This window comes from Paenibacillus diazotrophicus, from assembly GCF_042610465.1.
Map to the genome: position 1 here is coordinate 270,243 of NZ_JBGJZN010000007.1, position 15,882 is coordinate 286,124.

The 15,882-nt window shown below is 52.5% G+C and carries 17 protein-coding genes and 1 tRNA gene; 17 read left to right on the plus strand and 1 reads right to left on the minus strand.

What is annotated here, in order from left to right:
• Positions 1 to 66 precede the first annotated feature (66 nt).
• From ACAN54_RS23965 to ACAN54_RS24030, 14 genes are all read left to right on the plus strand, one after another.
• Entirely contained in the window at positions 67 to 291 is a 225-nt protein-coding gene (locus ACAN54_RS23965; protein WP_379161374.1) for a hypothetical protein, read from the plus strand.
• A 6-nt stretch (positions 292 to 297) separates the two neighbouring features.
• Positions 298 to 699 carry a hypothetical protein gene (locus tag ACAN54_RS23970; RefSeq protein ID WP_379161376.1) on the plus strand — a complete coding sequence of 134 codons (402 nt, stop codon included), beginning with the start codon at positions 298 to 300 and terminating at the stop codon, positions 697 to 699.
• Positions 696 to 4,322: a hypothetical protein gene (locus ACAN54_RS23975; RefSeq protein WP_379161378.1), complete on the plus strand. Its 3,627-nt coding sequence runs from the start codon at positions 696 to 698 to the stop codon at positions 4,320 to 4,322. The genes ACAN54_RS23970 and ACAN54_RS23975 overlap by 4 nt, the downstream gene beginning before the upstream one ends.
• A complete protein-coding gene (locus ACAN54_RS23980) occupies positions 4,319 to 4,867 on the plus strand; it encodes a phage tail domain-containing protein (RefSeq protein WP_379161380.1) in 549 nt (182 codons plus the stop codon). The genes ACAN54_RS23975 and ACAN54_RS23980 overlap by 4 nt, the downstream gene beginning before the upstream one ends.
• A gap of 86 nt (positions 4,868 to 4,953) precedes the next feature.
• Positions 4,954 to 5,352 carry a phage tail fiber protein gene (locus ACAN54_RS23985; RefSeq protein WP_489685747.1) on the plus strand — a complete coding sequence of 133 codons (399 nt, stop codon included), beginning with the start codon at positions 4,954 to 4,956 and terminating at the stop codon, positions 5,350 to 5,352.
• 302 nt (positions 5,353 to 5,654) lie between these two features.
• Entirely contained in the window at positions 5,655 to 6,044 is a 390-nt protein-coding gene (locus ACAN54_RS23990) for a hypothetical protein (protein WP_379161384.1), read from the plus strand.
• A 2-nt stretch (positions 6,045 to 6,046) separates the two neighbouring features.
• On the plus strand, positions 6,047 to 6,334 hold the full coding sequence (locus tag ACAN54_RS23995) for a hypothetical protein (RefSeq protein WP_379161386.1): 288 nt from the start codon (positions 6,047 to 6,049) through the stop codon (positions 6,332 to 6,334).
• A gap of 340 nt (positions 6,335 to 6,674) precedes the next feature.
• Positions 6,675 to 6,971, plus strand: coding sequence for a phage distal tail protein (locus tag ACAN54_RS24000; RefSeq protein ID WP_379161388.1), 297 nt, complete (start codon positions 6,675 to 6,677; stop codon positions 6,969 to 6,971).
• Positions 6,972 to 6,988: 17 nt separating this feature from the next.
• Complete coding sequence (locus ACAN54_RS24005; protein ID WP_379161390.1) at positions 6,989 to 9,121, plus strand: phage tail protein; 2,133 nt, start codon at positions 6,989 to 6,991, stop codon at positions 9,119 to 9,121.
• Positions 9,122 to 9,184: 63 nt separating this feature from the next.
• Entirely contained in the window at positions 9,185 to 9,742 is a 558-nt protein-coding gene (locus ACAN54_RS24010; protein ID WP_379161392.1) for a hypothetical protein, read from the plus strand.
• Positions 9,743 to 9,814: 72 nt separating this feature from the next.
• Complete coding sequence (locus tag ACAN54_RS24015) at positions 9,815 to 10,003, plus strand: hypothetical protein (RefSeq protein WP_379161394.1); 189 nt, start codon at positions 9,815 to 9,817, stop codon at positions 10,001 to 10,003.
• A complete protein-coding gene (locus tag ACAN54_RS24020; protein ID WP_379161396.1) occupies positions 10,003 to 10,314 on the plus strand; it encodes an SPFH domain-containing protein in 312 nt (103 codons plus the stop codon). The genes ACAN54_RS24015 and ACAN54_RS24020 overlap by 1 nt, the downstream gene beginning before the upstream one ends.
• A complete protein-coding gene (locus ACAN54_RS24025; protein ID WP_379161398.1) occupies positions 10,315 to 11,022 on the plus strand; it encodes a M15 family metallopeptidase in 708 nt (235 codons plus the stop codon).
• 4 nt (positions 11,023 to 11,026) lie between these two features.
• On the plus strand, positions 11,027 to 11,206 hold the full coding sequence (locus ACAN54_RS24030) for a hypothetical protein (RefSeq protein WP_379161400.1): 180 nt from the start codon (positions 11,027 to 11,029) through the stop codon (positions 11,204 to 11,206).
• 60 nt (positions 11,207 to 11,266) lie between these two features.
• Here ACAN54_RS24030 and ACAN54_RS24035 read toward each other — a convergent pair whose 3' ends face one another.
• Positions 11,267 to 11,638 carry a YhjD family protein gene (locus tag ACAN54_RS24035; protein WP_379161402.1) on the minus strand — a complete coding sequence of 124 codons (372 nt, stop codon included), beginning with the start codon at positions 11,636 to 11,638 and terminating at the stop codon, positions 11,267 to 11,269.
• 248 nt (positions 11,639 to 11,886) lie between these two features.
• Here ACAN54_RS24035 and ACAN54_RS24040 point away from each other — a divergent pair.
• From ACAN54_RS24040 to ACAN54_RS24050, 3 genes are all read left to right on the plus strand, one after another.
• Positions 11,887 to 11,972 (plus strand) — tRNA-Leu (locus ACAN54_RS24040).
• 375 nt (positions 11,973 to 12,347) lie between these two features.
• Positions 12,348 to 13,676 (plus strand): ABC transporter substrate-binding protein, encoded by a 1,329-nt coding sequence (locus tag ACAN54_RS24045; RefSeq protein WP_379161404.1) that lies wholly within the window; start codon positions 12,348 to 12,350, stop codon positions 13,674 to 13,676.
• A 71-nt stretch (positions 13,677 to 13,747) separates the two neighbouring features.
• Positions 13,748 to 15,820 (plus strand): alpha-glucuronidase family glycosyl hydrolase, encoded by a 2,073-nt coding sequence (locus ACAN54_RS24050; RefSeq protein WP_379161407.1) that lies wholly within the window; start codon positions 13,748 to 13,750, stop codon positions 15,818 to 15,820.
• The last annotated feature ends 62 nt before the right edge of the window (positions 15,821 to 15,882 follow it).

The window sequence follows — 15,882 nt, forward strand, 5'->3', positions numbered from 1 at the left end:
TTTTTTATCGACGCAGCCGTACGCCTCGGCAAGACGCAGGTTGCGTTCGAGGACGGTTACTACGTGATGGACTTACTCGACGTTCTCGAAGCGGAGACACGGCGCAAGGCCGGCGAAACATTGGATGCACTCAACGTTAACGTCATGTCGCAATCGACTAACGTTGATGATTTCCGGAGTTATGCGGACGGCTTACGTAATGCCGCCGGATTTAAACAGAATAGTGCGCCGAAGTACGATGAGGCCGGATTTATACTAATGCGCGAGCAGTTGCGAAGGGAAGCGAGATGATCGGATATGAGTTTTAGCGCAGATACATCGGAGTTATTTCGTTTTCTGGCGCAGCAAGAGTCGCGGGTAGTTGCCGCAGCAATGTCCGGACTGCACGACGCTACCGACCGCCTGCTTGTGGACTCGCGGAATGAAGCGCCACTTAAGACCGGAACATTGCGGATGACGGCCGGCAAGAAAGTCGTTAACGAGAACGGTCAAATATACGGCGAGGTATTTTACTCCGCAACCGAAGAAAGCCCGAGCGGCGTCCGCTTTAACTACGCGCTTCGCGTTCACGAAATGGGCGAGTACCGCAATCCAACAACGCCCGGCACGCGTCCGAAGTTCCTATCGCGGCCGCTGCGTACGAATGAGCGGCTATATCAACGTTTTATAAATGACGCGATAAGGAGGGCGCTATCATGACGACAGGAGGCGCAGCAAGCGTCGGAGAAATACGCGCACGGATCACGCTGGAGATGACGGAGTTTCGCCGCCAGCTTGAGGAAGCTCGCCGCAGAATACGCGAACTCGAAGGCGATACGCGGCGCGGCGCTGACGGATTCCGCGATATGGGTGGAGCGATCGCGGGGCTCGCGGCTGGCGCAGGATTATCGAAGCTGGTTAACGAAATGCAGCGCGCGGTTAACGAAGCGACGAAGTTACACTCGGCATTCGCGGGGCTTGCGGCGGTTGCGAAAGGATTCGGAGTACAAACGAAAGACGCGAACGCAGCCGTACAGGACCTCGCATCACGCGGATTTCTAACGCTGACCGAAGCGGCACAGGCGTATAAAACAGCGCTATCGACCGGACTCAGTCTCGACGAGTCCACGAAGCTGATTAATTCGCTTGCTGATTCGGCGGCATACGGACGTCAGAGTTTTTACACGATGGGCGGCGCGATACAGGCGTCACTCGACGGGATCAAGAACGGTAACTCCGTACTTTCCGACGCAGTAGGTGTGACGAAGAATCTCAGTACCATGCAGAAGGAATACGCGGCATCCATCGGGACGACCGTCGGCAAATTGACGGATGCGGAAAAGATCCAAGCTGCCTATAATGGCTTCATTTCTGAGGGCAGCCTGTTTGTTGGAAACGCAGATGAGGCCATGCAAGGATTCACCGGTACGCAGGCGCGATTTACGCAGGCAACGAACGAGGCATCCGTTGCATTCGGCCAGGCATTTACGCCGCTGTTCCAAACGGTCCTCGAAACGTTGACACCTACGATCATTGCATTAGCAGATTTCGTTACTGAGAACAAAGCGATGGTATCCGCAGTCGCTGCAACTGCGGTCGGCGTCCTGGGCCTTGTTACGGTACTCGCCACGGTTCCGCCTGCGCTGAAACTTATCGCTGCGGGATTTAAGGCGGTAGAACTATCGGCCGGACCGGTTGGCTGGCTTATCCTTGCGGTCGGGGCGTTGGCGGGAGGCATCGGTTATCTGACGACAGCACACTCGGAAGCTACGGCTGCAACTAAAGCACTCGCGCAGGCTCAAACGGATCTTAACGCAGTTCTAAACAAAGCGCCGATCGACCGCACCGTTGCGGACGTAGAGGAGTTAAAGTCGAAAACGGAGGAGCTGACGCCAGTCCTCGAAGAACGCGCACGCCTGCAGGAGCGATTAAACGAGCTGAATGCCGCGCAGGACAACGGTACATGGATGCCAGAAATGTTCGCGGAGACTATGGACATTAACGAGGCAATTGGCGAACTCGACGAAAAGCTCGAAAAGCTCGGTTATACCGGCGTTGAGCAAGCGACGGAAAAGCTCGGTGAAATGAACGCGTTCGTTAAAGCCGGCACAATCGCGATTACCGACCAGGAGAAAGCGGAGGCGCAGGCGCTCGCTACGAAAAAGCAAACGCTTAAGGAGATGAGCGCATATGCTGCGGAATTTAAAAAGCTGAACGCTGCGCAAGAACTGGACGCATCGCAGAAAGGTCGTCTCGTTGATATCACGGATAAACTTATAGAACAGTATCCGGAACTCAATGCGCAGCAGGGAGAAGACGGCCGTATCCGCGCAGATAACATTGATACAATTATTTCGCAGATCGACACGGATAAGAGGTTTACAGACCAAGCGGCTGCGAATGTAACTACAAGAATCCGCAACTTTGCGAAGGAGAACGAGGCACAAGCGAAGGCAGTCCAGGCGCAGATAGATAACCTCACGCGGCTGAGTAATGCATTAGCGGTAGTATCCGGGGCCAACGCAAGCACATTCGCGGATGACATGGCAGCGCGAGTTGAGGCTAATCAGCGCAGTTCCTCCGGTAAAGTCGGGGATATCGTTACGAACGGAGTTATCGCGCAGATGGCAACCTCCGGAGCTAAATCGGAAGTCGATGCGCGGATAGCGGAGGAACTGAAAAAACAACAGAAATACGCAGACGCATCACGTGAGCTGGAGAAACTCGCGGCCGAGGTAGAAAGCGGGACACAGACATTCAACAAGGACGTTATTGCGCCTGACCCTGAAAAAGGTCCGAAGGCGAAGAAGGAGAAAGCAGGCAAGTCACCGGCGGAACTTGCGGCAGAGATGCGCAAGAAGCTGTACGATCAGGAACTCGCGACGGTACAGTATCAATCCGAGTTTTACAATCTGACCGCCGATAAGCAGATCGAGAAGTACGAAGCGCTCAAGAAGAAGCACGCGCAGTTTTTGAAGGAGTCCGTAGACGATGCGCGCACCTTATCGCTGCAGCTTAAAAACCTATCGGAAGACAGCGTAAAATCTCGCTATGACTTCTCGGCTACATGGATTGAAGCGGAATCTAAGCGCATGGAAGACAGCGGTAAAACGGAGCTCTCCATCGCGGAAATGAAACTCGCAAGCTGGACGCGGCTGCGCGACCGATACGCTAAGGATTCGGAACAGTATAAGGCAGCGGACGAACAGCGCCGCCAAGCGCGTAAGGATGTAGCGAGCGCAACCGAAGCCGCAGCCCGCGATCAATATGATGCGTCCGCTAAATGGATTGACGCGGAAGAACGCCGTATGTCTCGCGCCGGCAAGTCCGAAGCGGATATTACGCAGATGAAGATTGCCGCCTGGACTCGCGTACGTGACCGCTATTCGAAGGACAGCGAGTATTACGCGAAGGCCGACGAACAGCTCTACCAACTTCGCGAGGACCTGACGAAGCAGACGGTAGCACTCGCGGACGATCTCGTTAAGGCGCAGAAGGATGCGATTAACGATGCGAAGAAAGCGGATCTCGACGCGATCGAGGAACGTAAGCAGGCGGCGCTCGACGAGTATGATGCGCGTATCGACGCTATACAAAAGCTGCGCGACGCGAACAAAGAGCTTAACGCAGACGCCGATTACGAGACGCAGCTAACGGAAAAACGGGCGCGTGCAGCGGAGTTACAGTCCGCAGTCGGTCCGGCCGGCATCGAGGAGCGTAACGCGGTACTCAAGGAAATCGAGCGGATGCAGCTCGAGCATGACCGCGAGCTTACGGATCGGTCGTTAGAAACGCAGCAGGACGCGCTTAAGGACGAAAAGGACGCGCAGTCCGCCGCGTTTGACAAGGAAAAATCCGCAGCCGAAGCGCAGTATGATGCGCTATTAAACGCATTCGACGCTTACTCCGGTAATATCAAAACGGTTGAAGACGGAATCGCAGCGTACAGAGTCAGCGCAAGCGGAGCGGCGAACAGCGCGATCCTCACGGAACTCGACGCGTTCGTAGCGCAGTATAACGCGAAGATGGCGGATATAAGCGCACCGAAAGCAACACCGAAGACTAACGGAGCGGGTAGCGCATTAGTCGGACCAGCCGCGCCAATCGCAGCGCTCTCCGGCGGAATACCGCTTAGTTCGCAGCAGCAGGCGACGTTATGGGGAGCGCTGGCAACTCCGCGCGTTGCGTCAACGTCTCCGGCGGCACCTACGTATATTACGCAGCAGATCGATATGAGCGTAAACGACGTAGAGTTGAGCGGGAAGGCGGATATATCGACACTGTATGACGAACGAACACGCGCAGCCGCACGCCTGGCCGCGATGGGGGTGAAGACGCTATGAGTACGTACGATGTTGCGGTAAATGGCGTATGGCTATCAGCGCACGGGGCGGCGTTACATGAACGGCGGCTCCCGGTCCTTCCGGAGACTGACGATAACACGGTTAAGCTCGCGAATACGGACGGCGTAGTCGATTTCGGCGCTTCCTACGGACCGCGTACGATAGGACTGACGTTCGAAATAACCGCAAGCGCTGCGGAATACCACCGGACGCTGGCGTATCTGGCGCGGACGTTCAATAGTAAACGCGGAGAGATTACGCTAGAGTTTGCGGACATGCCCGGCAAGTATTACTTAGCGACTTATGCCGGGACGCTCACACTTGGTGCGACTGGCTCGCGGCTAATCGACGTCAACCTGCGGATGAATGATCCGTGGCCGACCGGCCCCGAAGTCATTACGGAGTTTACGATAACAGCGTCGCCTCAAGCGGTCACGATCGAGTCGGAAGCAGATGTAAGGGCTCAACCGGTTATAACGATGACAAATACGGGAGCTAACATAGTCCACGGGTTTACGATAACGAACGAATACGAGTACCAATAAAATAAACGAAGATAGCGCGTAGAGGGTTTCGCTTAACAGCGGAGCCCTTTTTGCGTTGTCCTCAAAAGGAGAACGGAAAAATGGCGATGCAAATTTCGAATTTTCTCAGCGCGGCTCTACTTAATGCGGTCTTACGCAACACGGCGTATGCAAGTCCGGCCACGGTCTATATCGCGCTATACACATCGGACCCGACAGCGGCGGATACCGGGACGGAAGTAAGCGGAGGCTCGTACGCGCGCCAGGCGGTAACCTTCGGAGCACCAACGTTAGTCAGCGGACAGCAGACCGTCGCAAACAGCGCGGAAGTCGTATTTCCCGTTGCTACTGCGGATTGGGGACTCGTAACGCATATCGGAATTCGCAGCGCGGCGACCGGCGGAAATCTCTTGTGGACGAAGGCGCTTGATAATCCGCGTACACTACTTGTCGGCGACCGCCCGAGATTCGCGGTAGCTAGTACGTCGGTTAAATTTACGCAATAATAGCGGAGGAGGACGAATAGATGGCGCAACAGACGATGTATCCTGCGGTCGCAAACAGCCCGGCAACGGAGATAGCGACCGCGTTAACGAATAGCGCAACAACAATTTCCGTACTCGATGCGTCGAAGCTACCGGCCGGCCCAAACCTCGCAACGATCGGCGTAGATGAGAGCGCAGAAACGGTCCTGTATACGGCGAAGTCTGGGAATACCTTAACGGGCGTAACGCGCGGATTTAACGGGACGACAGCGAAAGCGTGGGCGGTAGGTAACGCAGTAGCACGGTGTTTTACGGCGTACGATGTGGATGCAATGCGCGGGAATATTGAGGACCTTAATTCGCAGCTTACGAGCACGGTATCGACAGTAAACACGAAGGCAACAAAGCCTACGTACTCTGTCGGGTTTAGCGGCTGGTACAAGGATACCACAAGCGGGCTCGTAGACGAATGGGGGTATTTTGACTGGAATTCTCCCGCCGGGGGTGTGCTGGACCAGACAATAGTTCTACCTTTGGCATTAACTTCAATATTGTCGATACAGGTGACCGTGGATGATAGCGCGTCCGGTAATTGGGGTAATACAAGGTTGATTACCGCAACGTCTTCCAGCGGTGCCTCTATTCGACTACTAGCAGTGTCAACAGCGGCGGAAGCCGGCGTCCGGGTTAGATGGCTAGTGAAAGGGGTATGAGTATGCGATATATCTACAGTACTGGTGATGACTTTGGGTTCAAAGATACCAGTGTTCACGAGATTTCTGAGGGAGATGTGCAGATATCCGAGACTATGTATAGCACGTTTTTCGAAATGCAAGCAGCGGGGAAACAATTTAAGTTAAAAAACATAGAGGCGGAGTCTTTTAGGGACATGTTTGAAGAATTTATTCCGGAGGAAATTACTGCCCCGAAGACTGATACGCAACGAATCGCAGAGCTTGAACAATTAGTTGCAGATATTGCCGCGCTGCAGTTGGGGGTGTAGCGGATGGACGACCGTAAATTAAGGTTATATCAGTTTCTGCTTAAGCTAGGGCGAGTAGAGTGGGACAATATCCCGGAACCTTACCGGAGTCAGCTTACAGAGGCGGTAATATCTGATGGCGTTTAAGAGTGCATTCAATCGCGCACCATTCAATCGCCCGTACGCGATCCAGGCGTTCTTCAACGTTACAATCGAATCCACAACGCAAGCAGCCGCAAGTCTCATCGCAGACTTTGCGGTTTTTGTTTTATACGAATCGGCTACGGAATTAAACGGAGCCCCGACGCGCGACATCCCGGCATCCGCCACATTCGCGAGCGCTACGGAGTTACTTACGTCTGTGATCCGTGAACGCCTACACGCGGCGGACATCGCCTCGGCTACGGAAGTTACCGTATCGGTCCGTTACACACATGCGGACAGGGTTACGTATACAGGCGACTTTGCGCCAGGCGACCGCCTCGTTATCGACACACGCAAGCAGACGATAACGCTAAACGGTGTTAACGTAATCCACCTACTTGACGGATACTTTTTCGATCTAGTATTCGGTCCAAACGCGATCACTTACGTGGATACGGAGACTAGTCGCAATATCCTTACGCGTATTACGCATCGTGACCGCTATCTGTACTAACCCGGAGGTGAACGAATTTGACCGACGCACTACAATCGTACGACCGTTTTCGTAAGCGCATCGGTATCCTACGTGACGCCTACGATATTACACGTGTCCGCCGTACCAACGCGGATTATACGCTGACCTTTAACGTACCGATGTCCAGCGCAGACTTTACGGATAAGTTGCCGCTAAAAGGCCACGTAATGGATGAGCGCGGCCAGTACTACGTTATAAATTCCCGCCAGCGCAACCGCGACGACCGTAAGCTGACCGCGCTGATATCGTGCAGCCACGTCATGTTCAAACTCGCGGATTATAAGTTTCCGTACGCCTCGTATATCGCGGAGGGCTACGGTAAGCATATCACGGAGTTAACTGCGCTAATCGTAGCGGCTACGGGCGGTATATTCTCCATTTCCGTAGACGACACGTTTGACCTCGCGGACGTTAAAGCGTTCGGCGGCGGTAACTGTCTTGAAGCGCTGAACGCGGTCATCGATATCTACGGGGCGGAGGTCGATCCGGATAACTTTACGCTGCATCTGCGCAAGAAGATCGGCAACGCCGCGTCAGATTACCGCATCGCACTTACGCGGAACTTAATAACCGCAGCCTTCACGGACAGCGCGTCGTCATTGTGTACGCGCTTATTCGCGGAGATGAAAGACTCGCGCACATGGATCGGCCAGCCCGCGTCGATACTCACGGCCGATGAACAGGCGCGGTTACTCGCTGTTAATCCGAGCGCGATATCTGGCGGACTGCTAACCGTCAACTACCTCATATCTCCGTATGCTGCTGCGTGGGCTAGCGATACTGTTCCGTTTTACGACGATTTGCTCACGGAGCAGGACGCCACCGATCCCGTTAAGCTGCTGGCAGCCGCGAGACTGCGGTTAGCCGAACGTGAGGTCCCGGCGTTTGAGGTCAGCGTTTCGGCTGCGGATTTATTCAAGATTGATACGCAGGAAGCGCGCCCGAGTCTCGGCGATACCGTTACGCTCGTCGACCCGGCGCTCGGCCTGACGAATATTACCGCGCGAATAACGGAAATGACGGAGTATCCGTATGCGCCCGATAAGCACACGCAGCTAACCGTTGCCAACGTTATACGGCGCGACTATACGCAGATCATAGCGGACTTGGAGGCGGGGCGGCGTGCGATCGAGAACGTATTCAGTGGCGGACGTATCCGTGCGGAAGCGTTCGAGGCATTCGCAGCGGCTGCGGTAAAAGAGATTAACGATTCGAAAACGCAGGTCAAGTACGATACGCGAGGAATCGTGCTGCAGTCGACGGCTAACGCGAATAACCTCGTATTGATGACATCCGACGGAATTATCGTTTCGACTGACGGAGGCGCTACCGCAAGGACCGCGATTACAGCCGCCGGGATTGCTGCGGAGCTCATCGTAGGACAGCAGATAATCGGCGTCGGCTTAACGATAGGCAGCGGAAATAACATCACGAAGATTACTACGAACGGAATCAGCGTCGGCCATGCGGATTTTAACAGCGCTCCGTTCCGCGTGGATATGGCGGGAAATACCGTCCTCAATAAGCTGACCGCAAATAGTGCGCAGATTAGCACGTCGAATCTAAACGCGTCTACGTGGCAGAACGGATATTTCTCCGGGAACATTACCGCGCTAGGTGAAATAACGGGCGGAACGATAACCGGCGCGCTTCTCCGCACAGCGGCAGGCGGTCAGCGCATCGAAATGGATACGAATAGCTTCCGAGCGGTAGACGCAGCCGGACGTATTCGCGTGTCGATATCGCAGACCGGTAGGTACGGAATTGCAGGAACGGAGTACTTTGACGGGGCAGGTACGTATAAGGGCGGAATATACGGACTCGATGAGGGATTCTATATTGACTCGAATAATTACATGAACCTTTACGCTCCAGTAATTGCGTTTAACGGTAACATCCGCTTTCAGAACGCGACCGTCGAGGGTATAGCTATGAGTGCGATTACTGGACTTTCCCCGACAATCAGTGATATTCAGAGTAGTATCTCAGCGAAGGCTAACCGCAATGTCTCAACCGGTGCCGCAGGTCCGTATAACTGCGGAATTCCAATCGGAACCGTACTAAAGGATGCTAACGGAGTCGCGTATACCTGGTCAGGAGTTCCTGCTCATACACACGTACAAAACTAGCATATACGTATCCTTCCTATTATTGGTATAATCGCGATATATCTACAATAACGGAGGGCTCATATGAAAAAGTCTATTATTGCGCTATTAGCGGCGTGTGTACTTATTACAGGGACATCAGCGTTTGCGGCTACGTCTTCACTCGTCGGGAAGAAAGTTGCGAAGGAAGTCGTTATCGAAAAGGACGGAGTTAAGTCCGCTAAGAAAGCAATTATCATAGAGGGAGTAACCTATGCTCCAGTCCGTGATATTGCGGAGGGCACTGGATACTCCGTCTCGTATAAGGGGGATGTGATTGTGCTGGAAAGTTCGCAAATCGTATCGGAAGAACCGACAACGATAAGCAAAGACCAAGTCAATGCGCAAATCTCAACACTAAATGAAAAAATAAGTTGGTATAAATACAATATCGAGAGCAGAGAGATAAACGAGCTTAAACCTGACTTGGAGCGGCTTGAAGCGCAGAAAGCTAAAGGCGGAACAGATGATCGCGATAAGCAGGTTATTCAAACTCTCGAAAAGAAGATCAAAGACAGTGAGGACTACATTGCCGCGCAGCAAGCGCTAATTACTGCAGCAGAAGCGCAGATCACTGAGTTACAGTCGCAGCTCGGCGAATAATAAACGAATAATATAACGAAGAGTCTCGCCATCATCGGCGGGGCTCTTTTTACGTAGAGGAGACGTTAACCTATGAAAGTACGCGCACTACTCGAATGTACGATAGATACCGCCAATCCCGCCGCTGAGCTCATCGCAACGATCAGCGCAGTCCTCGGATCAATTCCGCCAGAACAACACGAAGCGGTCTTACGCAAACTAGACGAAGAGGTCGGCGTTGCCCTTGCGTCATTAACACCGGAAACGGGGGAATCCGCATAATGGACGTATTATGGGCGGAAGTCGCCAAGAACGGAATATTTGCGCTGGCCGCTGCGGTTGTTGCCTATGCGCTATGGAAGCAGATGCAGCGAATATCCGACGAGGCCAAACAGCGCGAGGAACGGATTAGCGCGGAGTCAAAGGTCGAGCGCGACCGGATGCATACGGAGGCGCTCGCGCGGGAGGACCGTTTAATGAATCTAGCGGAAGGTTTAACGCAGCGTTTCGAATCGCTGGCCGGTCAGTACGAAAGCCTGGCGCTCGATGTGCGTGATATTAAAACGGTAGTACACGGAAAGGATGCGGCATAATTGACGTTAACAATCGAACAAGTACGCGCGAAGTCCGCTGCGAAGCTCGCCGGGCTTCTTCCGTGTGTCAAAGCGGCGGCAGAGGCGCTCATCGACCGTTCATACGCGGCCGGCATTCCGATCGTGATTACGCAGGGTTTACGGACATTCGCGGAGCAAAATGCGCTATATGAGCAGGGGCGCACGAAGCCTGGTAACGTAGTCACGAATGCGCGCGGCGGCCACTCGAATCACAACTTCGGCGTAGCGATTGATTTCGCGCTGCTTACGAATGACGGGCGCACGGTATCATGGGATACGAAGTTAGACGGAGATCGCGACGGCCTAGCGGATTGGAACGAAGTGGTCGCGCTGGCGAAGGCGCTCGGCTTTGCGTGGGGCGGCGACTTCAAATCGATATATGACGCGCCACATTTCGAGATGACATTCGGACTATCTACCGCAGATTTTCGCGCGGGGAAATGTCCGACACAGGCGCAGACAGACGCAGTCTTAACGTTGATTAATCCGAAACAGGAGGCGGTAGACGTGATCGTAAATAAAGCGAGCGTAATCATTGACGGATGCAAGGCGAATGACGGCGTACTTATCGACGGAGCCGTATACGTTCCATTGCGCGAGGTATCCGATAAGCTTGGCGCGGCCATCACGTGGGATAACGAAAGTAAGACCGCAAGCATCAAAACTAAAACGAATAGGGGAGCGTAATATAATGAAAAAGCGTTTATTGAATCCGGTATTTATCGCAGCGGTCGCAGGGCTCGCGTATCAACTACTCGTTAAGTACGGTGTGGCCCCGGAAGCCGGCGTATACCAGGCGGCCGTTGATATCGTAAGCTATGCGATTATCGGCGTCGGTATTTACAAAACGTTCCCGGCGGACGAGAAGTAACGTAGTGAGGAGGCGCAGTCTTTACGGAGTAACATCCGTGAGGGCTGCGCTTATTTTGCGTTATACCTCAGCGTTCTCAAACGCCAATAATCTCCGCATGAAGCCGGCTGCCTCCTCCGCAATTTCTGCGTCCTCAAGCGCCATATCTCCGAAGTAGCCCCGGCACTGATAGCGAACTAACAGCGTACCATTTACGCGTTGCTGTTCCGTTATTTTTACGCCGCGACGATGGGCCTGCGCCCTAACCGCCTTCGCTTCGTTCGATAACCGTTCTCGGGCCGCGTTAAGCCAGTCAACGTAGGGGTCCGGTGTCCGTAGCGTGAGGAATACGCGTGAATCCCGTTCAAATGCCGCTTGCACCAGCGGCAGGATTACGTAGGGTTTTATTAGGCTGCGGTCATCTTCTGTGATTTCTGCGGGTACTGCGTTCATTGAGAGGCCTCCGTTCTAATACGAATATATGTTCGTATTATAGCGCAGGAAACACGTTCATACAAGCGTATTTATTTGCGCATTGACATGGCGGCTGGCCGCGTGGTATGATCAGATTCGTTCGGTAAACGAATAAAGCGCGCTTGCTAACGTGTAGCATTCCGTTTGTCGGTTCGTATCCCATGCGTAGGGACGAATAAAACGCGTAGGGAAAACGTAAGAAAACGCGTTAACAACGCTGTTATCATGCCGGGGTGGCGGAACAGGCAGACGCACAGGACTTAAAATCCTGCGGTACGTGAGTACCGTACGGGTTCGACCCCCGTCCTCGGCAGTAGTAGAATAAGGGTTCCAGCTCATACGAGCTGGAACCCTTATTTGTTTTTAATCGGTTTGCTACTATTTTGCTAATACTGCCCCTTTTTCTGTAGATACAGGGTCTCCGGTATGCTCGAAATGATGCCTGTACAAATTTCGTGAGGTAATCTTCTTGTTTAATAACAGTCTAGCGAAGGTCTGAAATCCCGTGTATGAGAGGATTACCGGCATTTCGGACGAGAGCGGGAAGAGCATTGTCGGCGGATGCGACTGGATCTTTTTTTCGTGAGATTTTATAACAAATCGTGCATCGCTCTCATATGAACTTCTATTTATAATTGTTAGTATAACGGTATAGCAAGATAATACAGATTCAATTGGAGGGTTAAAGATGTTGAAATGGAAGCGTTCTCTTTCAGTATTGGCCATGACAGCCGTGCTTGGGACGATGGCAGCATGCGGTGGTGGCGGGACCAATAATAATGCGGAAAAGACTGCAGAGCCTGCTGGCACTAATTCTGCCGCAACGGCTGCACCAAGCAATGAACCGGTCAAGCTGCGGATTATGTGGTGGGGATCACAGCCGCGTCACGAGGCAACCCTGGCTGCACTGGATTTGTACACGAAGAATAATCCTAATGTTACCTTTGAGCCGGAGTATTCCGGTATGGATGGCTACTTGGACAAATTATCGACTCAGGCTGCAGCTAACAATGCACCAGATATCATTCAGCTGGATCCGGGCTGGATGCCGGACTGGATGTCCCGTAATCAATTAGCTGAGCTGGCACCTGAGGTTGATGTAAGTAAATTCGATGAGAAATTGCTGGCCGGTGGCCAGCTTGACGGCAAGCAATATGCTGTTCCTCTGGGTTCGGTAGCCTTTGGTATGGTGTATGACAAAGCCGCTATGGATAAGCTCGGGATTGCGAATCCGGCTAATGGATGGACATGGGATGACTTCTTCGCCTTGGCCAAGGAATCCAAATCCAAGCTCCCTGGAGGACAATATTTTACCCTGGACTATGCAGGCAACTATTTTATGTATTCAGCCTACCAATATGCCAGAGGTAAAGGTCAAGTTATCACTGATGATGGCCACTTCAATGTGGATCAGGCTACCTTCTTAGAATGGACCAAGAAATTTGAAGAGCTACGCAAGGATGGACTGGTTCCTCCAGCAGACGTAAATGCATCCGATAAGGAAAATGATCCGCAAATGGACTTGATGGCAGCGGGCAAAGTGTTATTCCGGTACAGCTTCTCTAATAACTTGGGGACTTGGGACAGTATAAAACCAGGTGCTTATGCCCTTGTCACTATGCCGCGTGCAGAACAAGCGGGCGGATGGCTCAAACCGTCCATGTACCTGTCCGTCTCCAAAACCTCCAAGCATGCAGAAGAGGCTAAAAAATTCATCAATTGGTTTGTGAATGATCAGGAAGCGGGAAATACTCTGAAAACCTTCCGCGGTCTGCCGGCCAATAAGGAAATTTCCGCTGCTCTCGAAGCAAGTATGAGTGATCTGGATAAGGTTGGATTAGGACTCCTCCGCGCTACTGAAAAGGATGGTCAGACCTGGTCGGCCGGAGCAGGGGGCTGGACGAACTTTGTTGACAAAGACTGGGTTCTTGTCCGGGATCAGCTTAGCTTTGGAAAGGTCACACCGGAGAAAGCCTTTGATCAGTTGAAAGAAGCAGCGCAATCTTACGAAAAATAAATCAGGAATCAAAGCCCGGAACAACCTTGTTCCGGGTCTTAATTTATATTGGTCATGGAAGGATGATATCAATGAGTAATTCTGTGTGGCATCACCCGGAGGGCGGATATCTGGCCTGGCTGCAGTACCGCCGAGTCACTACGGGGGCAAAAGCAGATCAATATGCGGTATATGATCATATTGTGGCTGTGGAGCAGGATGATGTTATTATCCGATCCGCAGTGAACGAGCTGACTCAAGGCTTAGAGGCAATCACAGGGAGGAATGTCTCCATCTCAAGGGAAATAGGGACAACTCCTTGTGTGATGCTAGGAACCTTCGGGAATGGATCGGAGATAGATAGAGTATTCAGTGGAGAAGTGAGGGGGACTATCCAAGCGGAGGGCTACGCGATACACACGGATAGCCTTACCGGTAATATAGCTATCGGAGCAGTCACCTCCGCAGGTATATTATACGGTGTATTTCACCTCCTTCGGATCATGGGGATGGGGGGCTCTGTCCAGCATTTAAATATCGTGGAGAACCCTATCAATCAGCTGCGCATGATCAATCAGTGGGACAATATGGATGGTAGTGTGGAGCGGGGATATGCCGGCAAATCCATATTTTATGAAGATAACCGGGTAACCAGTAATCGTCAGCGTATCCAGGATTATGCCCGCCTGCTGGCCTCCAGCGGAATCAACGCCATCGCGATTAACAATGTAAATGTTCATCAGGTGGAGAGCCGTCTGTTAACGGAATTCCTGCCAGATGTGGCGGAGCTGGCCGCTATCTTCCGCGCGTATGCCATCAAGCTGTTCCTGAGTATCAATTATGCCAGCACCCTTGAGATCGGCGGTCTGTCATCGGCAGATCCGCTGGACTCTAGTGTGCGTGAATGGTGGAATGCTACGGCGTCCGAAGTATATGCAGCCATTCCTGACTTCGGAGGTTTTCTGGTTAAGGCCGATTCGGAGAACCGGCCGGGGCCATTCACCTATGGAAGAGATCATGCCGATGGCGCCAATATGCTGGCTGAAGCGTTGAAGCCGCATGGCGGTATCGTCATCTGGCGCTGCTTCGTATATAACTGCAAGCAGGACTGGCGGGACCGTACAACGGACCGGGCAAGGGCAGCCTATGATCATTTTCAGCCGCTGGATGGACGTTTCATGGACAATGTCATTCTTCAGGTGAAGAATGGGCCGATTGACTTTCAGGTTAGAGAGCCTGTATCTCCTCTGCTGGGAGCCATGCCGCATACGAATCAAGTGATCGAGTTCCAGATCGCTCAGGAATATACCGGTCAGCAGCGGCATGTGTGCTATCTGGTGCCCCAGTGGAAAGAGATTTTGAACTTTGATACACATCTTCAAGGGGAAGGGACTACGATCAAACGCATTGTGGGCGGAAAGGTTCACGGCAATGCCTACAGCGGTTTTGCCGCCGTCTCCAATATCGGAAATGACATCAATTGGACGGGCCATTTGCTGGCACAGGCTAATCTGTTCGGTTATGGCCGTCTGGCCTGGAATCCGGAGATGTCTGCCGAAAAAATTGCTATAGAATGGATTACGCTCACCTTTGGCACCAATGAGCTGCTGGTTCAGACCCTACTAGACATCCTTATGAACTCCTGGGAAATCTATGAATCATATACAGCCCCGCTGGGTGTCGGGTTTATGGTCAATCCTGACCATCACTACGGCCCGAATGTGGATGGATATGAATATTCGATGTGGGGCACTTATCACTTCGCAGACTGCTATGGTATTGGGGTTGACCGCACCTCTGCAACCGGAACCGGCTATACCTCTCAATATGCCTCTATCAACATGGAACTGTATGAATCGCTTGAGCGATGTCCTGATGAACTGCTGCTGTTCTTTCACCATGTCCCCTACACTCATGTGCTACATTCTGGCAAAACGGTGATTCAGCATATTTATGATACACATTTTGAAGGTGCTGAACGGGCAGACGGGCTTGCGGCTGCATGGAAACTGATGAAGGAGCATGTGGATGAACAGGCGTATAGGCAGGTAGCAGACCGCCTGGCGGAGCAGGCTGATCATGCCAAAGAGTGGAGGGATAGAATCAATACGTACTTTCTCCGGAAAAGCGGGATTGCTGATCAATGGGGGAGAACCATTTATTAATCAACGGAAGCAGGAAGCGGTGAAGGGTACCGCTTCTTTTTTTATCGTTATATTTTGAAAGA

Bases quoted from the DNA above. Each gene is read 5' to 3' on its own strand.
- ACAN54_RS23965 (WP_379161374.1), top strand. From the start codon at position 67: ATGGACTTACTCGACGTTCTCGAAGCGGAGACACGGCGCAAGGCCGGC.
- ACAN54_RS23970 (WP_379161376.1), top strand. From the start codon at position 298: ATGAGTTTTAGCGCAGATACATCGGAGTTATTTCGTTTTCTGGCGCAG.
- ACAN54_RS23975 (WP_379161378.1), top strand. From the start codon at position 696: ATGACGACAGGAGGCGCAGCAAGCGTCGGAGAAATACGCGCACGGATC.
- ACAN54_RS23980 (WP_379161380.1), top strand. From the start codon at position 4,319: ATGAGTACGTACGATGTTGCGGTAAATGGCGTATGGCTATCAGCGCAC.
- ACAN54_RS23985 (WP_489685747.1), top strand. From the start codon at position 4,954: ATGCAAATTTCGAATTTTCTCAGCGCGGCTCTACTTAATGCGGTCTTA.
- ACAN54_RS23995 (WP_379161386.1), top strand. From the start codon at position 6,047: ATGCGATATATCTACAGTACTGGTGATGACTTTGGGTTCAAAGATACC.
- ACAN54_RS24010 (WP_379161392.1), top strand. From the start codon at position 9,185: ATGAAAAAGTCTATTATTGCGCTATTAGCGGCGTGTGTACTTATTACA.
- ACAN54_RS24015 (WP_379161394.1), top strand. From the start codon at position 9,815: ATGAAAGTACGCGCACTACTCGAATGTACGATAGATACCGCCAATCCC.
- ACAN54_RS24020 (WP_379161396.1), top strand. From the start codon at position 10,003: ATGGACGTATTATGGGCGGAAGTCGCCAAGAACGGAATATTTGCGCTG.
- ACAN54_RS24030 (WP_379161400.1), top strand. From the start codon at position 11,027: ATGAAAAAGCGTTTATTGAATCCGGTATTTATCGCAGCGGTCGCAGGG.
- ACAN54_RS24035 (WP_379161402.1), bottom strand. From the start codon at position 11,638: ATGAACGCAGTACCCGCAGAAATCACAGAAGATGACCGCAGCCTAATA.
- ACAN54_RS24045 (WP_379161404.1), top strand. From the start codon at position 12,348: ATGTTGAAATGGAAGCGTTCTCTTTCAGTATTGGCCATGACAGCCGTG.
- ACAN54_RS24050 (WP_379161407.1), top strand. From the start codon at position 13,748: ATGAGTAATTCTGTGTGGCATCACCCGGAGGGCGGATATCTGGCCTGG.